We start from the raw sequence: 19,249 nt of genomic DNA on the forward strand, positions 1-19,249 counted from the left end.
GCCCGTCGCGCCCCCGCCGGCGCGGAACCTCCCCCATCGCGAAGGGACTGCCTCACATGACCGACCAGCACGGTGAGCTGGACGCCGCCCTCGAGCGGGTGATCGACGCGGCCCGCGCCCACCTGGCCGCCGTCCGCGCCGCCCAGGGCCGGATCGACGACGACGCCGTCTGGCAGGCGTACGTCAATTTGAACAACGCCTCCTTCGCCTACGACGAGCAGCTGCTCGACGCGTTCGGCGAGGTGACACCGTGGGACGTCGAGGCCATCGACCCGGACGAGGCCGACGAGCGCTTCGGCGGGGCCGAGGGCGTCGAGGCGACCGACCCGCACCCGCGGGTGATCTCGGTGCGGCAGCGGCGGGACTACCGCGTCCCCAGCATCTCCGCGCTGGTCCGGGCGGCCGAGGCGGCCCGCCGCGAGGGCACCCCGGAGGAGGACGAGCCGGCCCCGGTCGAGGGGGTCGGCGAGGCGGTGCTGGAGCTGCTGCAGAGCGGCGACGGCTCGCTCTCCGCCCTCGACGTGCCCGAGCTGGAGCCCCTCGACGGCGTGGTCATGGTCAGCGAGGTCGGCACCCCGGTCGATCTCGAGTCGTTCGACGACGACGACCCGGTCGGCCCGTTCCAGCCGGCCGCCGACGACCGGCTGGTCGGCCGGCTCGACGAGCACCCGTTCCTGGAACTCGACGAGGAGCACGACCACGCCCACTAGGCCGTGACGTCCCCGGGGCCCACCGCGCGGTGCCGGCCCCGGGGACGTTCCGCGTCCGGCCTGCCGTCAGTAGGAGAGGCCCGGCTGCGGCTGGTTGACCCGGCGCCGGCGCAGCATGACCTGCCGCGTGCCGTCGCGGAACAGCCGCACCCGGGCCAGCTCCCAGCCGGAGAACTCCGCCTGGATCGCCAGCTGCGCCGCGGCGGTCAACCGATCAACGTTCGAAGGCAACCGTAGCGGCGCGTATTCGTAGTCCATGCCCTCTATGCTGCCCAGCCCGGCAGCCCGCCGCCAGCCCCTGACGGTGACCCGCGTCGCCTCTTTCGCGCACCGGCGCCCGGCCGGCCAGGGCTCAGCCGTCGCGTTCCGGGTAGCCCACCGGCACCGCCGCGACGTCGTCCAGCGCGGTGACGATCTCCTCCGGCAGGGTCATCCGCTCCACCTGCAGCGCGCCGAGGAGCTGCCCCACGGTCCGGGCCCCGAGGATCGGCGCGGTCACCCCGGGCCGGTCCCGGACCCAGGCCAGCGCCACCTCCAGCGGCGACACGCCCAGGCCGCCGGCCGCGATGGCGACCGCCTCCACGATGCTGGAGCAGCGCGGCTCCAGGTAGGTGGCGACAAAGCGCTCGAAATGCGGCGACACGGCGCGCGAGTCCGCCGGGCGGCCGTTGCGGTACTTGCCGGTGAGCACCCCGCGACCCAGCGGCGACCAGGGCAGCACGCCCAGCCCCATGGCCTCGCAGGCGGGCAGCACCTCGCGCTCCACGCCCCGCTCCAGCAGCGAGTACTCCACCTGGGCGGCGACCACCGGGGCCCGCCCCGGCCAGGCGGCCTGCCAGGCGGCGGCGCGGGCGGTCTGCCAGCCGGAGAAGTTCGACACCCCGACGTACCGGGCCTTGCCGCTGGACACCGCGTGGTCGAGCGCGGAGAGCGTCTCCTCCAGCGGGGTGTCCGGGTCGTACCCGTGCACCTGCCAGAGGTCGACGTGGTCGGTGCCGAGCCGGCGCAGCGAGGCCTCCAGGGTGCGCAGCAGGTGCCCCCGGGAGCCGTCCCGGCGCCGACCGCTGCCCGGCCGCAGCCCCGCCTTCGTGGCGATGAGCAGGTCGTCGCGGGGCACCAGGCCGCCCAGCAGGGAGCCGATCACCGATTCCGCGTCGCCGTCGGCGTACACGTCGGCGGTGTCCACGAGGTTGCCGCCCGCGTCGAGGTAACTCTTCAGCTGGGCGGCCGCGTCGTCGGCATCGGTGTCCCGTCCCCAGGTCATGGTGCCGAGCGCGAGCCGCGAAACCGCCAGCCCGCTTCGGCCGAGCGGTCGCTGTTGCATGGGTGAACCTTATTTCGAAGCCGGCTTCACGGATATCCTCGCCGCAGTCAACTTCCGGCGCGACCTCCCGCAGGTGTGACGTGTTCGAGGTGAGCCGGTGGTCCGCACGGCCACCCCCATTGCGTAACCTGATGCGACCTGTGGTGCGGATGGTGGGAGGACCAGTGCGACTCGGGCTCAGCCTCGGATACCAGACGGCGTGGAGCACGCCGGCCGACCACCTGGCGCTGGCCCAGGAGGCGGATCGGCTCGGCTACTCGGTGGTGTGGGCCGCGGAGGCCTACGGCTCCGACTCGCCGAGCATGCTGGCCTGGATGGCCGGCCAGACCGAGCGGATCGACGTGGGCGCCGCGGTGATGCAGATCCCCGCGCGCACCCCGGCGATGACCGCGATGACCGCGGCGACCATCGACGCCCTCTCCGGCGGCCGGTTCCGGCTCGGCCTGGGCGTCTCCGGCCCGCAGGTCTCCGAGGGCTGGCACGGCGTCCGCTTCGCCAAGCCCCTGGCCCGCACCAGGGAGTACGTCGACATCGTGAAGCTGGCCGTGGCCCGCAAGGAGGTCGCGTACGACGGCGAGCACTACACGCTGCCGCTGCCGGACGGCCCGGGCAAGGCGCTGCGGCTGGGCTTCCACCCGCCGCGCGAGCACATCCCGATCTACCTGGCCGCCGTCGGCCCGAAGAACCTGGAGCTGGCCGGCGAGATCGCCGACGGCTGGCTCGCCGTCTTCTACGCCCCCGAGTTCGCCGAGGAGCAGCTCGCCTCGGTGCGGGCCGGCCGGGCCCGGGCCGGCAAGGAGCTGGCCGGCTTCGACGTCGTCCCGTCGGTGCCGGTGGTGGTCGGCGACGACATCGCCACCTGCGCCGAGCTGGTCCGCTGGTACGCGGCCCTCTACGTCGGTGGCATGGGCAGCCGGCAGCAGAACTTCTACAACCAGCTCGCCACCCGGATGGGCTACGGCGACGCGGCCCGTGAGGTGCAGGATCTCTACCTGGCCAAGCGGCAGCGTGACGCGGCCGCCGCCGTGCCCATGGAGTTCATCGACCGCACCTCGCTGCTCGGCCCGAAGGAGCGCATCGCCGAGCGGATGCGGGAGTACGCCGCCGCCGGCGTGACCACGCTGTCGGTCACCCTCTTCGTGGCGGACCGGGACAGCGGCGTGCAGACCCTGCGGACCGTCGCCGAGGCGCTGGACCTCTCCGGAGTCGGCGAGTGACCTGGGTCGAGGCCATCGTCCTGGGCATCGTCCAGGGGCTCACGGAATTCCTGCCGGTCTCCTCCTCCGGGCACCTGCGGATCACCTCGGCGATCTTCTTCGACCGGGACGCCGGGGCGTCGTTCACCGCGGTGACCCAGCTGGGCACCGAGGCGGCGGTGCTCATCTACTTCTTCAAGGACATCTGGCGGATCGTCCGGACCTGGGTGCTCGGCCTGTTCGACAGTTCGGTGCGTTCCAGCCTCGACTACCGCATGGGCTGGTACGTCATCGTCGGCACCATCCCGATCGGCATCTTCGGGCTGCTGTTCAAGGACCAGATCCGCACCGCCGGCCGCGACCTGCGGCTGGTCTCCACCACGCTGATCCTCGGCGCGATCGTGCTCGCCTTCGCCGAGTACTGGGGGCGGCAGACCCGCACGCTGGAGAACTTCCGGATGCGCGACGGCGTCATCATGGGCTTCGCCCAGGCCGCGGCGCTGATCCCCGGTGTCTCCCGCTCCGGCGGCACGCTCACCGCCGGCCTGCTGCTCAACCTCACCCGGGAGACGGCGGCCCGCTACTCGTTCCTGCTGGCCATCCCCGCCGTGGTGATCTCCGGCGTGTTCAGCATCCCGGACGTCTTCGAGCCGTCCGCGCCCGGCACCGCCGCGCCGAGCGTGGCGCAGATGGTCGTCGCCACGGTGATCGCCTTCGGCATCGGGTACGCGGCCATCGCCTGGCTGCTGCGCTACGTCGCGCACCACACCCTGTACCTGTTCGTCCTCTACCGGGTGGCGCTCGGCACCTTGGTCATCTGCCTGCTCCTCACCGGCACGATCAACGCCACCTGAGCTGATCCTGATACGCCGCTGGCCGGCACCCCCGGTGTTCGGGGGTGCCGGCCAGCGGTTGGTGTTCGGGTCAGCTGTTCCAGTGCTGGTGGGCGATGTCGGTGGCCTGCTGCTCCCACTGGGCGTAGGCGTCCGGGTAGGCCGAGACCTGCACGGTCTGCGCGGCCTCGGTCAGCGGCATGTCCTGCCAGCCGTCGACCTGCTTGAGACCCTTCAGGAACGCCAGGGTGGAGTACTCGGGGTTGGTGATCTGCTCCGGCGTGCCCCAACCCGAGGTCGGGCGCTGCTGGAACAGGCCCAGCGAATCGTGATCGTTGGCGTCGCCGAGGTGGCCCAGGTTCTCCAGCTTCGACTCCTGCAGGCTCGTGGCGATCGAGATGACCGCGGCCCGCTCGGGCAGGCCGGCCTTCTTCGTCGCCGCGATGATCGCCTTGGCGTTGGCGGTCTGCTCGTCGTTCAGGTCAATCTTCGACTGGGCGCCCTGCACACTCACGGCGACCGGCTTGGTGTCCACCGGCTCAGCGTGGGCGGCGACCGGGCCGGCGAAGATTCCACCGGTGAAGGCCAGACCAGCAATACCCAGCACGCTCTTACGCAGCATCGTGTTCATGGGGGTAGCTCCATTCGGGGGTTGGCGCACACGGCCGATGGGGGTCGGCGGCGCGCAAGCACCACGTCAGGCGCTCAAAGGAAAGTCTTGGGGGATCATCCGGCGCGCGGGGCGAAGCCACGTCGCGGCGCCGGGACCATGTGTAACGACCGGGGGCCCACCATCATTCCCGGCCCGGCGGACCCGCCTCGACGGCGCCGGCTCCCGGGGGTCGGCCACCGCGCTGGGCGGGGCGTGGTCCTCGGTCGTTCACCCGTGTACAACGACCCCCGCCCGCCGGCCATTCCGCCGCCGGGATGCCGGCCGTCACTCCGCCAAACGGACAACGCACCCAAGCACGCACCGTTGGTGGAACAGCATGGGTGTTTCCCGCCACCGGAGACAACCATGCCGTTCCACTCGATCACCTGAGTTAGGCGGGAACCGGACATTCACCCCAGACGCACAATCGAGGATGGCGGGGGCCGCGCTCCGGGAAGCGCGGAGGGGCCAGGGCGGAAACAACAGCGCCGCCCGGCCCCGGAGGGACGGGCGGCGCTGTGGTGTCGGTGTGCAGGTCGCCTCTCGGCGAGTGGCACGACGCGGCTCCAGCCGAACGGTATTCCGCGAGGGCAATGAGGTGAGGCCCGGGGACACTGGACACACCGACGCTCTGCACAACGGCCCGACGGGGTCGGGTGTTCCGGGCGCCAACGTGTCCGCCGTCACACCTCACCCGGTGCCGCGCGCAGCCGGCGATACCGCCACATCCCGTGGTGCAGTCGATCAAGGGGGTGGTAGCGCCTAGGGTGGTCTGCGTGGCGACCCTTCTGCTTCTGCGACACGGCCGGACCACCGCGAACGCCGACGGTGGCCTGGCCGGCCGGCAACCGGTCGAGCTGGACGAGACCGGGCGTGGCCAGGCCGCGGCGGTCGGCGAGCGGCTCAAGGGGCTGCCCCTCGCGGCGGTGGTGACCAGCCCGCTGATCCGCTGCCGGCAGACGCTGGAGCTGGCCCTGCCCGGCGCCGAGCCGGTGGTCGAGGAGGGGCTGATCGAGTGCGGCTACGGCGCCTGGGAGGGGCAGCCGCTGAAGAAGCTGGCGAAGGAGCCGCTCTGGCCGGTGGTGCAGCAGCACCCGAGCGCCGCCGTCTTCCCGGAGGGGGAGTCGATGGCGGCGATGTCGGCGCGGGCGGTCGCCGCGGTGCGCGCCTGGGATGCCCGGATCAGCGCCGAGCACGGGCCCGAGGCGGTCTGGCTGGCGTGCAGCCACGGCGACGTGATCAAGGCGATCGTGGCCGACGCGCTCGGCGTACACCTGGATCTGTTCCAGCGGATCGTGGCCGACCCGGCGTCGGTGAGCGCGATCCGCTACACGCCGCTGCGGCCCTTCCTGGTCCGGCTCAACGACACCGGCGGCGATCTCGCCGGGCTGGTCCCGCCGCCGCGCAAGCGGCGCCGGCGGGCGACCGGGGCGACCGACTCGGACGCGGCGGTGGGCGGCGGCGCGGGGGCGACGCGGTGAGCGGCCGCGCCACGCCCGGGAACGGCGAGGGTCGGCCCAGGCGTTTCGCCCTGGGCGGATTCGGCGTCGGTGGGCTGCGCGACGGTTCCGCCCGCCGGATAGGGTCGTGGGTATGACCCACCAGGTGCACGCCTTCGAGCCGCCGGAGCGGTTCGTCGCCGGAACCGTCGGCCCGCCGGGGGAGCGCACGTTCTTCCTCCAGGCGCGCGGCGGAGGCCGGCTGGTCAGTGTCGCGCTGGAGAAGGTCCAGGTGTCTCTGCTCGCCGAGAAGCTGGAGGAGTTGCTCTCCGAGGCGCAGCGCCGGTTCGGCGTCGACCTTCCGGAGGCGATCCCGGTGACCGGCGACAACGACCCGCTCGACACCCCGGTGGACGAGGAGTTCCGGGTTGGCACCCTGGGCCTGGCCTTCGACGTGGACTCCGCCACCGTGGTGATCGAGGCGATCGCCGCCGGTGAGACGGAGGTCGAGGTCGAGCTGGGCGACGCGGAAGACGAGAGCGACGAGGACCCGGACGAGCCGGACGACGACCTCGACCGGCTCCGGGTCCGGTTGACTCCCGAGGCGACCCGCGAGTTCATCGAGCGGGCCCGGCGGGTGGTCAACGCCGGCCGTCCGCCCTGCCCGCTCTGCGGCCAGCCGCTCGACCCGGCCGGTCACCTCTGCCCCCGGCACAACGGCTATCACCGGTGACGTCGTCCGAACTTCAGCCCCGACAGGAGGGTGCCGCCTCGCTGCGACTGCTCAGCGACGGTGAGCTCTCCCTGGAGGGGCGGCTGGTCGACGCCTCCAACGCCACCCTGCGCGCCGTCATCACCCTGGACGGGGTGACCGCGCGCTGCGTCTACAAGCCGGTCCGCGGCGAGCGCCCCCTCTGGGACTTCCCGGACGGGACGCTCGCCGGCCGGGAGGTCTCGGCCTACCTGGTCTCGCAGGCCACCGGCTGGGATCTGGTGCCGCCGACCGTGCTGCGGGACGGTCCGTTCGGTCCCGGCTCGTGTCAGCTTTGGATCGACGAGCCGGAGGACGCCGAGCCGCTGGTCGGCTTCGTGCCGGCCGAGACGGTGCCGCCGCGCTGGTTCCCGGTCGCCGCGGCGCGCGACGACGACGGGGCCGCGTACGCGCTGGCGCACGCCGACGACCCGCGGCTGGCCCGGCTGGCGGTCCTCGACGCCGTGATCAACAACGCCGACCGCAAGGGCGGCCACGTGCTCGTCGGCCCCGACGACCGGGTCTACGGGGTGGACCACGGGGTCTGCTTCCACGTCGAGGAGAAGCTGCGCACCGTGCTCTGGGGCTGGGCCGGTCGGCAGCTCCCGCCGGACGCGATGGAGATGCTCGACGGGCTGGCCGGCCAGCTCACCGGGGCGCTCGGCGACGAGCTGGCCGAACACCTCACCATCAGCGAGGTCGCCGAGGTGGCGGCCCGGGTGGACCGGCTGCGGGAGGCCGGGCGGTTCCCGCTGCCGCCCGAGGAGTGGCCGGCCATGCCGTGGCCGCCCATGTGAGCCGCTGTCGCGTTGATCACCCGAGGCGCGCCACCCGAGGCCCTGACGGCTCGTTAGGCTGGCGGTCATGGAGTCTTGGGCGGGACACGAGGTGCCACGGCTGCCGGGCAAGGGCACGCCACTGAGGTTGTACGACTCGGCGCGGCAAGGTCTCCACCCCAGTCAGCCCGACGGCGCGGCCAGCATGTACGTCTGCGGCATCACCCCGTACGACGCGACCCACCTCGGCCACGCCGCCACGATGATCACGTTCGACCTGGTGCAGCGGATGTGGCGGGACGCCGGCCTGACCGTGCGGTACGTGCAGAACGTCACCGACATCGACGACCCGCTGCTGGAGCGGGCCGAGCGCGACGGCGAGGACTGGAAGGTCCTGGCCATGCGGGAGACCGCCCTGTTCCGCGAGGACATGGAGGCGCTGCGGATCATCCCGCCGGCGCACTACGTGGGCGCGGTCGAGTCGATCCCGGACATCGCCGAGAAGGTCCTCGTGCTGGTCAAGGACGGCGCGGCCTACCGGCTCGACGATGGCACGGGCGACGTCTACTTCGACGTCGCGGCCGCTCCCGCGTTCGGCTACGAGTCCAACCTGTCCCGGGAGCAGATGCTGGAGATCTTCCCGGAGCGCGGCGGCGACCCGGACCGGGCCGGCAAGCGGGACCCGCTCGACCCGCTGCTGTGGCGCGGCGCCCGCGAGGGCGAGCCGTCCTGGCCGGGCGGGGAGCTGGGCGCCGGGCGCCCCGGCTGGCACATCGAGTGTGCGGTGATCGCGCTGAACCTGCTCGGCGACCGGATCGCCGTCCAGGGTGGCGGCAACGACCTGCTCTTCCCGCACCACGAGTGCTCGGCGGCGCACGCCGAGCGGCTGACCGGTCAGGCCCCGTTCGCCGACCACTACGTGCACGCCGGCATGATCGGCCTGGACGGCGAGAAGATGTCGAAGTCCCGGGGCAACCTGGTGTTCGTCTCCCGGCTGCGGGCCGACCGGGTCGACCCGATGGCGGTCCGCCTGGCCCTGCTCCGCGGGCACTACCGCAGCGACCGCTCCTGGACGGACGAGCTGCTCACCGAGGCGCAGGAGCGGCTGGCCCGCTGGCGCCGGGCCGCCGCCGCGCCGGCCGGCCCGTCCGGCGACGAGCTCCTGGCCGGGGTACGCGCCCGCCTCGCCGACGACCTCGACACCCCCGGCGCCCTGGCCGTGGCCGACGAGTGGGCCGACCGGACCCTCGCCGGGGTCGCGGACGACGCGGCCGCGCCGAAGCTGTTCGCCGACACCGTGGACGCCCTCCTCGGCATCCGCCTCTGAGCGCCTCGCCCGGGTGTGAACCCGGGCCCGACACGGCGAGCCGGGGCACGGGAACGGTGCGTCGCCCCCGCACGCTGCCGGCGAACGGCCCTCCGGGGGAGGGGCTAGCCGAGGACGAGACCCGGGTCGGGGTCCTGCTCGGGCGCGGGCGCGGGGATCCGGTACTCCTCGGTGAGCGTGGTCATCGGGCCGGGCCAGGTGGCGTGGGCGACCTCGATCGGCTTGCGCTGGGCGTCGTAGGCGACGTGCAGCAGGTGCAGCACCGGGGTGTCCGGGCGGATCTGGAGGATCTCCGCCTCCTCCCGGCTGGGCTGGCGGGCGCTGATCGTGTCGGTCGCGGTGACGTACCGGCGGCCGGTGGCCTCCTCGGCCTCCTGGTAGAGCGGGCGGCCGAACGCCTCGGCCCGTTCCAGGGAGGTGCCGGCGGTGTCGGCGGGCAGGAACCAGGAGGCGCCCACCTCGACGGGTGAGTCGTCGGTGCGGACCAGGTGCCGCCGGCAGAGCAGTTCGGTGCCGTCGGCCACCCCGAACGCGTCGGCCACCTCGGGCGGGGCGGCGGCGCGGCCCACCGAGACGAGCTGCTGCCGGTACCGGGCGGCGAGGTCGGTGTGGTAGCCGCGGAAGCCGCCGTACCGGCCCCGGGAGAGCCGGTTGAGCCGGCGCCGGGTGCCCCGGACGTACGTACCCGAGCCCGGCTTGGTGATCAGGATGCCCTCGACCCGCAGTTGGTCGACGGCGCGCTGCACGGTCTGCTTCGCGACGCCGAACATCTCGGCGATGGCCGGGATGGACGGCAGCCGCTCGCCCGGCCCCCAGTCGCCGCGGCGGACCTGGGCCTTGAGCTGCGCGGCGATCTGCCGGTGCGGGAACTCGGCCGCGCCGGGATTGATCTGCATGCCCGCCTCCTCACGACAGCTAGGTTCCTAGGATGCCGCAGAGGGCGTGACCTCGCCACCCCGGACACGCGAAAACCGGGCCCCGCAGGACCCGGCCTTCGTCGAAGGGGAGCTACCAGGAGCCGGCCGTGGGACCGGCGGAGCCGCCCCGGCGGCGCAGGTACTTCTCGAACTCCTGGGCGATCTCGTCCCCGGTCAGCGGGGTGATGCCGGCGTCGCCGACCCGCTCCTCCAGCTCACGGACGTACTCGCCCAGCTCGGCGTCCTGCTCGGCGGCGCTGCGCACCCGCTGCTCCCACTCGGCGGCCTCCTCGGCCAGGTCGGCCATTGGCACCGGCAGGTCGAGCACCTCCTCGACCCGGTGCAGCAGCGCCAGGGTGGCCTTGGGGCAGGGCGGGTTGTTGGCGTAGTGCGGCACGTGCACCCAGAACGACACGGCGTCCACCTCGGCGCGGGTACAGGCGTCGTGCAGCACCCCGACAATGCCGGTCGGCCCGTCGTAGCGGGTGGGGGTGAGCTGGTAGCGCTTGGCGGCGTCGGCGTCCGAGGCGCTGCCGCTGATCGGCAGCGGTCGGGTGTAGGGCACGTCGGCCAGCAGCGCGCCGAGCAGCACCACCCGCTCGACCTCCAGGCTGTGGCAGATCTCCAGCACCTGCTCACAGAAGGTGCGCCAGCGCATGCTCGGCTCGATGCCCCGGATGAGCACCACGTCCCGCTCGGTGCCCTCGGGGCTGGCCACCATGAATCGGGTGGTCGGCCACTCGACCCGGCGGGTCTCCCCGTCGGCCATCGTGATGGTCGGCCGGCTCACCTGGAAGTCGTAGAAGTCCTCCGGGTCCAGCTCGGTCACCTGGCGGGCCTGCCAGACCTGCTCCAGGTGCTCCACGGCCGCGGTCGAGGCGTCGGCGGCGTCGTTCCACCCCTCGAAGGCCGCGATGGCGACCGGGGACCGCAGCACCGGCAGTCCGTCGAACTCGGTCACGCCGTCACCTCACCCTGCTCGTCGCGACCGGCACCCGGGCGTCGCCCGGCCGTCCGCCCGCCTGCGACAGCTCCAGCTCGGCGCGTCTGACGCCGCGCCGCGACCTGAAGCCGTCGCACGGTCGCGTCGCTGATGTCCTTCACGTCCGCCAGCCTACGTGCCGCCGCCGGGCGCGGCCCGTCGGCCGCGCCGGTCGGGCGGCCCGACCACTCGGGCGAACCGGATGAAAGGTACGCGGTGATCCCGCTGACAGTATGTGGGAAGCCCAGGTTGCGGTGACCGGTCCACGCCGCGCCGCACTAACCTGGCCCTGTGCGGACTTCGTTGCTCGATGTGCTGGCGGACCGGATCCTGATCGCCGACGGGGCGATGGGGACGATGCTGCAGGCGGCCGACCTGACCCTGGACGACTTCGACGGCCTTGAGGGCTGCAACGAGATCCTCAACGTCACCCGGCCGGACGTGGTCCGCAGCGTGCACGAGGCCTACCTGGCCGCCGGCGCCGACTGCGTGGAGACCAACACCTTCGGCGCCAACCTGCCCAACCTCGCCGAGTACGGCATCGCGGGGCGGATCCGCGAGCTGTCCGAGGCGGGCGCGCGGCTCGCCCGGGAGGCCGCCGACGCGTACGCGACGCCGGAGCAGCCGAGGTTCGTGCTCGGCTCGATGGGGCCCGGCACGAAGCTGCCCACCCTCGGGCACGCCACGTACGCGACCCTGCGGGACGCGTACCAGGAGAACGCCGCCGGCCTGATCGCCGGTGGGGCGGACGCGCTGATCATCGAGACCTGCCAGGACCTGCTCCAGGTCAAGGCCGCGGTGGTCGGCTCGAAGCGGGCCCGGGCGGAGCTCGGGCGGGACGTCCCGATCATCTGCCAGGTGGCCGTGGAGACCACCGGCACCATGCTGCTGGGCAGCGAGATCGGCGCGGCACTGACCGCGATCGAGCCGCTCGGCGTCGACCTGATCGGCCTCAACTGCTCGACCGGCCCGGCGGAGATGGGCGAGCACCTGCGCTACCTGTCCCAGCACTCCCGCATCCCGGTCTCGGTGATGCCCAACGCCGGCCTGCCGGTGCTGACCGCCGACGGGGCCTACTTCCCGCTGAGCCCGGTCGAGCTGGCCGACGCGCTGGAGCAGTTCGTCACCGACTACGGCGTGGCCCTGATCGGCGGCTGCTGCGGCACCACTCCCGAGCACATTCGGGTGCTGGTCGAGCGGCTGCGCGGGCGGCGGCCGGCGGCCCGGGAGCCGCGCCCCGAGGCGGGCATCTCGTCGATCTACCACCACGTGCCGTTCGCCCAGGACGCCAGCATCCTGATGGTGGGGGAGCGGAGCAACGCCAACGGCTCCAAGGCGTTCCGCGAGGCGATGCTCGCCGCCGACTGGCAGGCCTGCGTGGAGATCGCCCGCAGCCAGGCCCGGGACGGCTCGCACCTGCTGGACCTCTGCGTCGACTACGTCGGCCGGGACGGCACGCAGGACATGCGCGAGCTGGCCGGCCGCTTCGCCACCGCCTCCACGCTGCCGATCATGCTCGACTCCACGGAGCCGGCGGTGGTCGAGGCGGGGCTGGAGATGCTCGGCGGCCGCTGCGTGGTCAACTCGGTCAACTTCGAGGACGGCGACGGCCCGGAGTCCCGCTACGCCCGGGTGATGCCGGTGGTCCGGGAGCATGGCGCCGCCGTGGTGGCGCTGCTCATCGACGAGGAGGGCCAGGCCCGCACCCGGGACTGGAAGGTACGCGTCGCGCGCCGGCTCATCGACGACCTGACCGGCCGGTGGGGGCTGCGGCGCGGGGACATCCTCATCGACGCGCTGACCTTCCCGATCGCCACCGGGCAGGAGGAGACCCGCCGCGACGGGATCGAGACCATCGAGGCCATCCGGGAGATCGCCGCCCGCTACCCGGGGGTCAACTTCACCCTGGGCATCTCGAACGTCTCCTTCGGCCTGAACCCGGCGGCCCGGCAGGTGCTCAACTCGGTGTTCCTGCACGAGTGCGCGCAGGCCGGCCTGACGTCGGCCATCGTGCACGCCAGCAAGATCCTGCCGATGTCGAAGATCCCCGAGGAGCAGCGCGAGATCGCGCTCGACCTGATTTACGACCGGCGCCGGGAGGGCTACGACCCGGTGCAGCGGTTCATCGAGGTCTTCGAGGGCGTCGACGCCGCCTCGGCGCGCGCCACCCGGGCCGAGGAACTGGCCGCGCTGCCGCTGGACGAGCGGCTCAAGCGGCGGATCATCGACGGTGAGCGCAACGGCCTGGAGGCCGACCTGGACACGGCGATGGCCGAGGGGCGTACGCCGCTGTCCATCATCAACGACCTGCTGCTGGACGGCATGAAGGTGGTCGGTGAGCTGTTCGGCTCCGGCCAGATGCAGCTGCCGTTCGTGCTCCAGTCCGCCGAGGTGATGAAGACCGCGGTGGCCTCCCTGGAGCCGCACATGGAGAAGACCGACGACGACGGCAAGGGGCGGATCGTTCTCGCCACCGTCAAGGGCGACGTGCACGACATCGGCAAGAACCTGGTCGACATCATCCTGTCCAACAACGGCTACGACGTCGTCAACATCGGCATCAAGCAGCCGATCAACGCGATCCTCGACGCGGCCGAGGAGCACCGGGCCGACGCCATCGGCATGTCCGGCCTGCTGGTCAAGAGCACGGTCATCATGAAGGAGAACCTGGCCGAGATGGCCGCGCGCGGCGTCGCCGAACGCTGGCCGGTGCTGCTCGGCGGTGCGGCGCTCACCCGGGCCTACGTGGAGGACGACCTGCGCTCGGTGTTCCCCGGGCAGGTCCACTACGCCCGGGACGCGTTCGAGGGGCTGTCCCTGATGGACCGGGTGATGACGGCGAAGCGGGGCGGCGCGCCGGTGGTCGACCCGGAGCGGGAGGCCGCCCTGGCGGCCCGCCGGGAGCGGCGGGAGCGGCAGCGGGCCCTGGTCCGCGAGGTGCTGCCGGAGCTGGACGACGCATCCGTCCGCTCCGACGTGGCCGCCGACGTGGAGGTGCCCACCCCGCCGTTCTTCGGCACCCGGGTGGTCAAGGGCGTGCCGCTGGCCGACTACGCGGCGCTGCTCGACGAGCGGGCCACCTTCCTGGGCCAGTGGGGGCTGCGCGGGGCCCGGGGCGGCAAGGGCCCGTCCTACGAGGAGCTGGTGGAGACCGAGGGCCGGCCCCGGCTGCGCTACTGGCTGGACCGGCTCATCGCCGACCAGGTCCTCGAGGCGGCCGTGGTGTACGGCTACTTCCCGGCCTATTCCGAGGGCAACGACCTGGTGGTGCTGGACGAGAACGGGCACTCCGAGCGGGCGCGGTTCTCGTTCCCCCGGCAGCGGCAGGAGCGCCGGCTCTGCCTGGCCGACTTCTTCCGTCCCCAGGGCGAGCAGCTGGATGTGGTGGCGTTGCAGCTGGTCACCGTCGGGCAGCCGATCAGCGAGTACACGGCGAAGATGTTCGCCGGCAACGAGTACCGCGACTATCTGGAGGTGCACGGCCTGTCGGTGCAGCTCACCGAGGCGCTGGCCGAGTACTGGCACCGGCGGATCCGCTCCGAGCTGATCCTGCCGGGCGGGCGTACGGTCGCCGACGAGGACCCGGCGGACCTGGCCGGCCTGCTGCGCACCGACTACCGGGGCTGCCGGTACGCGTTCGGCTACCCGGCCTGCCCGGACCTGGAGGACCGGGCGAAGATCGTGGAGCTGCTCGGCGCCGAGCGGATCAACGTCCAGCTCTCGGAGGAGTTCCAACTCGTTCCGGAGCAGGCCACCGACGCGATCGTCGTCCACCACCCCGAGGCCAACTACTTCAACGCCAAGTGATCGCCGCAGGCGCTCTGACCTGCGGCGGAACAGCCGGAACGGCCCTGATTTCCATGATCATGCCGTCTCCAGGCCGTCTAGGCTTGGCGGGTCGTCGGCGAAGGCGTGGTCGATCGCGCGGCGGGTACGGTCCTCGCTGGCTGGCAACAGGTGCGTGTAGATCCGGAGCGTGAAGCCCGGGTCGGCGTGCCCGAGGTAGGCCGAGAGCGCCTTGACGCTCTCGCCGGCATCCAGCAGGACCGAGGCGTAGGTGTGCCGGAGCACGTGCATGCCGTTGTGTCGGTTGTCGGGCACGCCGGTCGCGCGGATGGCCCGCTTCCAGACGCCCCGGTTGAAGGCCGTCCGGTCCAGCGCTGTTCCCGCCGGGGTCGTCAGGTAGAGCGTCACGGTCCGCGGCTCGCCGGTCGAGGTTCCCCAGGGAAGGGTGACGTCGACCGGCGGGTATTGCTTGGCGTGCTCGGTGAGTCGGCGGGACACCGACTCCGGCAGCGGGACGTCGCGGACCTTGCCGCCCTTGGGAGGGGCGAAGATCAGGCGCCCCCGGACGAGCTTGACCTGACGAGTCACGTGCAGGACGGGGCGAGCCGGGTCGATGTCGTCCGGGCTGACGCCGAAGATTTCACCCTGCCTCAGGCCGCAGCCGGCGCCCAGGTCGACGGTGACCCGGTACCGGTCGGTCAGGGCGGCCCGGAAGCGAGCGCGGAGGTCGTTGGGCCAGGGCACGACCTTGGGCGCCTGGTACTTCGGTGGCCGGATCGACTTGACCGCGAACGGGTTACTGACCACCTTCCGGTCATCGACGGCAGCGTTAAAGATCATGGAGACGTCGTTGAACAGGACTCGGCGGTAGCTGGCTGCCAGGCCCTTCGACTGGAGCTGATGTGCCCAGGCGCGGATGGTGGCCGGTTGAATGGCCGTGAGCGCCTGGTCCCCGAAGGCGGGATAGACGTGGAGCCGGAACTCGTACTCGAGCCGGTCCCGGGTCAGCTCGTCGGTCGTCGTGGCGGCGAGCCAGTCGTCGGCGTACCGCTTGAAGGTGATGCGCCCGGCGTCCGGGTCGACGTAGGTGCCCTTCAGGATGTCGGCCTGGACGCGGGCGAGGAACGCCTGCGCTTCCCGCTTCTTCTTGTCCGGGAACGACTGTGACTTCTCCTTGCCGTCCGGCGCGGTGTACCGGACGCGGTAGCGCAATCCCTGGCCGCATTCCGGCTTCGGTTCCTGCCGGGCCTTGCCGTCCGGGCCAGTGACGGTGCGGTACCAGCGGTCGACGATGTGGGCCATGTCAGGCCGCCTTGGACTGATCGGCGAACCAGGTGCGGACCGCGTCGGGGTCGTAGCGGAGGTGGCGGCCGACACGGGCGGCGGTGGCGGGACTGTACAAATAACGGCTGATCGACCGATCAAGGGAGAGACGCCAGATGACGACCGAGACCACCTCGGGGCAGGAGCCGGCCGCAGGGCCGGTGGGCGCGGTCACCGATGAGCAGTTGATCGCGATGCTGGTCGATCGGGCTCGTGGTGACGGGCTGAAGCTGACCGGTGAGGGTGGGCTGTTGCAGCAGCTGACCAAGCGGGTTCTCGAGTCGGCCCTGGACGGTGAGATCACCGACCACGTCGGCTACGACAAACACGATCCTGCCGGTCGCGGTAGCGGGAACACGCGTAACGGCAGCCGGACCAAGACCGTGCTCACCGACGTCGGGCCGGTCGAGGTTCGGGTTCCGCGGGACGCGGCGGGGACGTTCGAGCCGCAGATCGTGCGCAAGCGGCAGCGGCGGCTGACCGGGGTCGACGACATGGTTCTGTCGTTGTCGGCCAAGGGGCTGACCCACGGTGAGATCAGCGCCCATTTGGCCGAGGTGTACGGCGCCGACGTGTCCAAGCAGACCATCTCCACCATCACCGACAAGGTGATGGACGGGATGGCCGAGTGGCAGAACCGGCCCCTCGATCCCGTGTATCCAGTCGTGTTCATCGATGCCATCAACGTCAAGATCAGGGATGGTCAGGTCGCGAACCGGCCGATCTACCTCGCGATGGCGGTCACCGTCGACGGCCACCGCGACATCCTCGGGATCTGGGCCGGCGACGGCGGTGAAGGCGCCAAGCACTGGCTGCACGTGCTGACCGAGCTGAAGAACCGCGGTGTGGCCGACGTGCTGATGCTGGTCTGCGACGGGCTCAAGGGCCTGCCCGAGGCGGTGGAGACGGTGTGGCCGCGCACCATCGTGCAAACGTGCGTGGTGCATCTGCTGCGCAACTCGTTCCGTTATGCCGCCCGCCAGGACTGGGACAAGATCGCGAAGGCGCTGCGGCCGGTCTACACCGCGGCCACGGAGGACGCCGCGACCGAGCGGTTCCTCGAGTTCGCCGAAACCTGGGGCCGCAAGTATCCGGCGATCGTGAAGCTGTGGGAGAACGCCTGGGCCGAGTTCGTGTCCTTCCTGGCCTTCGACGTCGAGATCCGCAAGGTCATCTGCTCCACCAACGCCATCGAGTCGGTCAACGCCCGCATCCGCAAGGCCGTCCGCGTCCGCGGCCACTTCCCGAACGAGCAAGCCGCCTTGAAGTGTGTCTACATGGCGTTGATGAGCCTGGACCCCACCGGCGCCGGCCGCCGCCGCTGGACCATGCGCTGGAAGGCACCCCTGAACGCCTTCCAGATCGCCTTCGAAGGCCGGCTCACCCCGGCCAACCACTGACCACCTCAACAACCAAGATCAGCCGTTAACTTGACACTCCCACGGTCGGGGCCAAGGCGGCGGTGGGGACGCGCAGACGATGTATGACGCTGCGTACGGCCCAGGACACCTCACGAAAGTCCCGAGACCGGACATGTTCGGGTTCCGGCTGGTGATGAGCAGGTGATGAGCTGTCGGGTCTCAGGACCTGCGTGACAGATCAGTCTCGGGACGTGGGGGACACGTCCGGCTAGATGACATCTTCATGAGGTCGGGGCGCGGCATGGAGTGAGGGCTGCGCACCGGTGAATGCGCGTAGCCGGGCCGAACTCGCCCGGCCCTCGGTCTGACCTTCGGCCGTCTAGGGTGTGGCGATGTCCGAGCAGTGGTCCTTGACCGTCGACTGCGCGCACCCGCGCGAACTGGCCGAATTCTGGTGCCTCGCGCTGGGGTACGTCCCAGCAGCCCCACCAGATGGGTTCGCCAGCTGGGAGGCATGGCACACCCATTTCAAGGTTCCCGAGGACGAGTGGGACGACGGCGTCTTCATCGAGGACCCCGACGGCATCCGGCCCGGTATTTCGTTCCTGAAGGTGCCGGAGGGGAAGCGTGACGAACCAAGAATCGGTTTCCACCTAGGGACTGCCGGTATCCAGCGGCCCCGGTCGGGTGACCAAGGCCGGCCCGGAGGGCAACTCGACCTGTTCTGCGTCGAGCGCAGTCAGGAGCATCATGGCCCATGTCAATCGTCCCGCTGATCTAGGGTGACCTGGTGCCTTCGAAACCCGTGACAACCGTCCTGTTCGATTTCGCTTGGACCCTGTTCGCCAGGGACCCCAACCGCTGGGTCGGCAGCGCGGCGGGCTTGATCGGCCGGGAGGTGGCCGCCGGTGAGGCGGAGCGCATCGCCTCGGATTTCGCTGAGTTGCTGCGGACGACGGCTACGGACCCTGCTCACATCGCCCGGGACTTGGACCCACAGGTGTGGGACCGGGCGATTCTGGCTGTCCTGCAGCAAATCCGTGGGGTGGACTTGCCGTTTGCGCGAGCCCTGCACGAAACGCGCGCCGAAGCGCTGGCGCCGTACGCGGACACGGCGTCCACTCTCGCCGCGCTGAGTGCCCGCGGTATTCGCCTTGGCGTGGTCAGCAACGTGGGCTGGGACATTCGCATCTGCTTTGCGAGGCACGGGCTTGACCGCTACATCGATGCATTCGTTCTTTCCTACGAGGTCGGCTTCGTCAAACCCGATGTACGGATCTGGCGGACCGCAGTCGAAGCCCTGGCGGCACAGCCAGATCGAACGTTGATGGTTGGCGACCATCCCGGATGCGACGGCGGTTCCGTGGCCGTCGGCATACCGGCCCTGGTGCTGCCGATGGTGAGTTCGCCAGCCCAGCTTCGCGGGTTCGATCAGGTGCTGGCGTTGGCCGGAATCTGAAGCCGGTTCGGTTCCTGGTTTGTCAAGGTTGCCCAATGCGCTTCGGGAAAGATCTCCGATTCTTCCAGCATGAAGTCGAGCCGAAGGCAGTCAAGAACCGGATGCACTTCGATATCCACGTGGGCGGCGGCCGGCACGAGCCGTTGGAGGTGCGCTGGCCGCGGGTCCAGGCGATCGTCGACAAACTGGTGGCAGCAGGCGGGACCGTACTCCGGGTCGATGCACCGGACGGTGCCCCTGACCATGTGACGATGGCCGACCCAGAGGGCAACGAGTTCGACGTCCTTTAGAACTCCTAACAGAATGATCTAGGGGTCGTGTCCTTGATGGACGATCGACTAGAGTGCTCGGCCGTGAGGAGGGGTGAACAGCCGCCGTGGATCGTCTCGGACGAGTTGTGGGCGGAGATCGAG

The 19,249-nt window shown here is 71.3% G+C and carries 19 protein-coding genes; 12 read left to right on the forward strand and 7 right to left on the reverse strand.

Going from position 1 to position 19,249, the window contains the following annotated elements:
- Positions 1–56 precede the first annotated feature (56 nt).
- On the forward strand, positions 57–710 hold the full coding sequence (locus ACFYPD_RS30610; protein WP_387121073.1) for a hypothetical protein: 654 nt from the start codon (positions 57–59) through the stop codon (positions 708–710).
- Positions 711–776: 66 nt separating this feature from the next.
- On the opposite strand, the gene ACFYPD_RS30615 is transcribed toward ACFYPD_RS30610, so the two are convergent.
- Together ACFYPD_RS30615 and ACFYPD_RS30620 are read right to left on the reverse strand one after the other, a co-directional pair.
- On the reverse strand, positions 777–968 hold the full coding sequence (locus tag ACFYPD_RS30615; RefSeq protein ID WP_120682271.1) for a DUF5703 family protein: 192 nt from the start codon (positions 966–968) through the stop codon (positions 777–779).
- 94 nt (positions 969–1,062) lie between these two features.
- Positions 1,063–2,034: an aldo/keto reductase gene (locus ACFYPD_RS30620; RefSeq protein ID WP_387121075.1), complete on the reverse strand. Its 972-nt coding sequence runs from the start codon at positions 2,032–2,034 to the stop codon at positions 1,063–1,065.
- A 164-nt stretch (positions 2,035–2,198) separates the two neighbouring features.
- Between ACFYPD_RS30620 and ACFYPD_RS30625 the strand changes: the two genes are divergently transcribed.
- Together ACFYPD_RS30625 and ACFYPD_RS30630 are read left to right on the forward strand one after the other, a co-directional pair.
- On the forward strand, positions 2,199–3,251 hold the full coding sequence (locus ACFYPD_RS30625; protein WP_151464363.1) for an LLM class F420-dependent oxidoreductase: 1,053 nt from the start codon (positions 2,199–2,201) through the stop codon (positions 3,249–3,251).
- Positions 3,248–4,084 carry an undecaprenyl-diphosphate phosphatase gene (locus ACFYPD_RS30630; protein WP_387121078.1) on the forward strand — a complete coding sequence of 279 codons (837 nt, stop codon included), beginning with the start codon at positions 3,248–3,250 and terminating at the stop codon, positions 4,082–4,084. Before ACFYPD_RS30625 ends, ACFYPD_RS30630 begins: the two co-directional genes overlap by 4 nt.
- Before the next feature lie 70 nt (positions 4,085–4,154).
- Here ACFYPD_RS30630 and ACFYPD_RS30635 read toward each other — a convergent pair whose 3' ends face one another.
- Positions 4,155–4,694, reverse strand: coding sequence for a hypothetical protein (locus ACFYPD_RS30635; RefSeq protein ID WP_387121081.1), 540 nt, complete (start codon positions 4,692–4,694; stop codon positions 4,155–4,157).
- A 788-nt stretch (positions 4,695–5,482) separates the two neighbouring features.
- On the opposite strand from ACFYPD_RS30635, the gene ACFYPD_RS30640 reads away from it, so the two are divergent.
- The 4 genes from ACFYPD_RS30640 to mshC all read left to right on the forward strand — a co-directional run bounded on the left by ACFYPD_RS30640 (position 5,483) and on the right by mshC (position 9,008).
- Entirely contained in the window at positions 5,483–6,196 is a 714-nt protein-coding gene (locus ACFYPD_RS30640) for a histidine phosphatase family protein (RefSeq protein ID WP_387121126.1), read from the forward strand.
- A gap of 112 nt (positions 6,197–6,308) precedes the next feature.
- Entirely contained in the window at positions 6,309–6,887 is a 579-nt protein-coding gene (locus ACFYPD_RS30645) for a DUF3090 domain-containing protein (protein WP_387121084.1), read from the forward strand.
- On the forward strand, positions 6,884–7,702 hold the full coding sequence (locus ACFYPD_RS30650; RefSeq protein WP_387121086.1) for an SCO1664 family protein: 819 nt from the start codon (positions 6,884–6,886) through the stop codon (positions 7,700–7,702). Before ACFYPD_RS30645 ends, ACFYPD_RS30650 begins: the two co-directional genes overlap by 4 nt.
- A 67-nt stretch (positions 7,703–7,769) precedes the next feature.
- Positions 7,770–9,008 (forward strand): cysteine--1-D-myo-inosityl 2-amino-2-deoxy-alpha-D-glucopyranoside ligase, encoded by a 1,239-nt coding sequence (gene mshC, locus ACFYPD_RS30655; protein WP_387121089.1) that lies wholly within the window; start codon positions 7,770–7,772, stop codon positions 9,006–9,008.
- 104 nt (positions 9,009–9,112) lie between these two features.
- Here mshC and ACFYPD_RS30660 read toward each other — a convergent pair whose 3' ends face one another.
- Positions 9,113–9,904, reverse strand: a complete 792-nt coding sequence (locus tag ACFYPD_RS30660; RefSeq protein ID WP_387121091.1) for a GntR family transcriptional regulator — start codon at positions 9,902–9,904, stop codon at positions 9,113–9,115.
- A 112-nt stretch (positions 9,905–10,016) separates the two neighbouring features.
- Entirely contained in the window at positions 10,017–10,886 is an 870-nt protein-coding gene (locus tag ACFYPD_RS30665; RefSeq protein WP_030504102.1) for a PAC2 family protein, read from the reverse strand.
- Between the two features lie 312 nt (positions 10,887–11,198).
- On the opposite strand from ACFYPD_RS30665, the gene metH reads away from it, so the two are divergent.
- The gene (gene metH, locus ACFYPD_RS30670) at positions 11,199–14,714 is read left to right on the forward strand and encodes a methionine synthase (protein ID WP_387121094.1); all 3,516 of its coding nucleotides are present in this window, start codon (positions 11,199–11,201) and stop codon (positions 14,712–14,714) included.
- Positions 14,715–14,771: 57 nt separating this feature from the next.
- Here the strand turns inward: metH and ACFYPD_RS30675 are convergent, their stop codons facing one another.
- A complete protein-coding gene (locus ACFYPD_RS30675) occupies positions 14,772–15,995 on the reverse strand; it encodes a tyrosine-type recombinase/integrase (RefSeq protein ID WP_387121097.1) in 1,224 nt (407 codons plus the stop codon).
- A 1-nt stretch (position 15,996) separates the two neighbouring features.
- Positions 15,997–16,191: a hypothetical protein gene (locus ACFYPD_RS30680; protein ID WP_387121100.1), complete on the reverse strand. Its 195-nt coding sequence runs from the start codon at positions 16,189–16,191 to the stop codon at positions 15,997–15,999.
- Positions 16,192–16,210: 19 nt separating this feature from the next.
- Here ACFYPD_RS30680 and ACFYPD_RS30685 point away from each other — a divergent pair, with 19 nt between their 5' ends.
- The 4 genes from ACFYPD_RS30685 (at position 16,211) to ACFYPD_RS30700 (ending at position 19,126) form a co-directional block, all read left to right on the forward strand.
- Complete coding sequence (locus ACFYPD_RS30685) at positions 16,211–17,416, forward strand: IS256 family transposase (RefSeq protein WP_387121129.1); 1,206 nt, start codon at positions 16,211–16,213, stop codon at positions 17,414–17,416.
- A 353-nt stretch (positions 17,417–17,769) separates the two neighbouring features.
- The gene (locus tag ACFYPD_RS30690) at positions 17,770–18,153 is read left to right on the forward strand and encodes a VOC family protein (protein ID WP_387121103.1); all 384 of its coding nucleotides are present in this window, start codon (positions 17,770–17,772) and stop codon (positions 18,151–18,153) included.
- Between the two features lie 29 nt (positions 18,154–18,182).
- Entirely contained in the window at positions 18,183–18,836 is a 654-nt protein-coding gene (locus tag ACFYPD_RS30695; RefSeq protein ID WP_387121106.1) for an HAD family hydrolase, read from the forward strand.
- Positions 18,837–18,871: 35 nt separating this feature from the next.
- Entirely contained in the window at positions 18,872–19,126 is a 255-nt protein-coding gene (locus ACFYPD_RS30700; RefSeq protein WP_387121109.1) for a VOC family protein, read from the forward strand.
- The last annotated feature ends 123 nt before the right edge of the window (positions 19,127–19,249 follow it).

Source organism: Micromonospora sp. NPDC005299 (assembly GCF_042872345.1).
In the GTDB taxonomy this organism is placed as follows: Bacteria; Actinomycetota; Actinomycetes; order Mycobacteriales; family Micromonosporaceae; genus Micromonospora.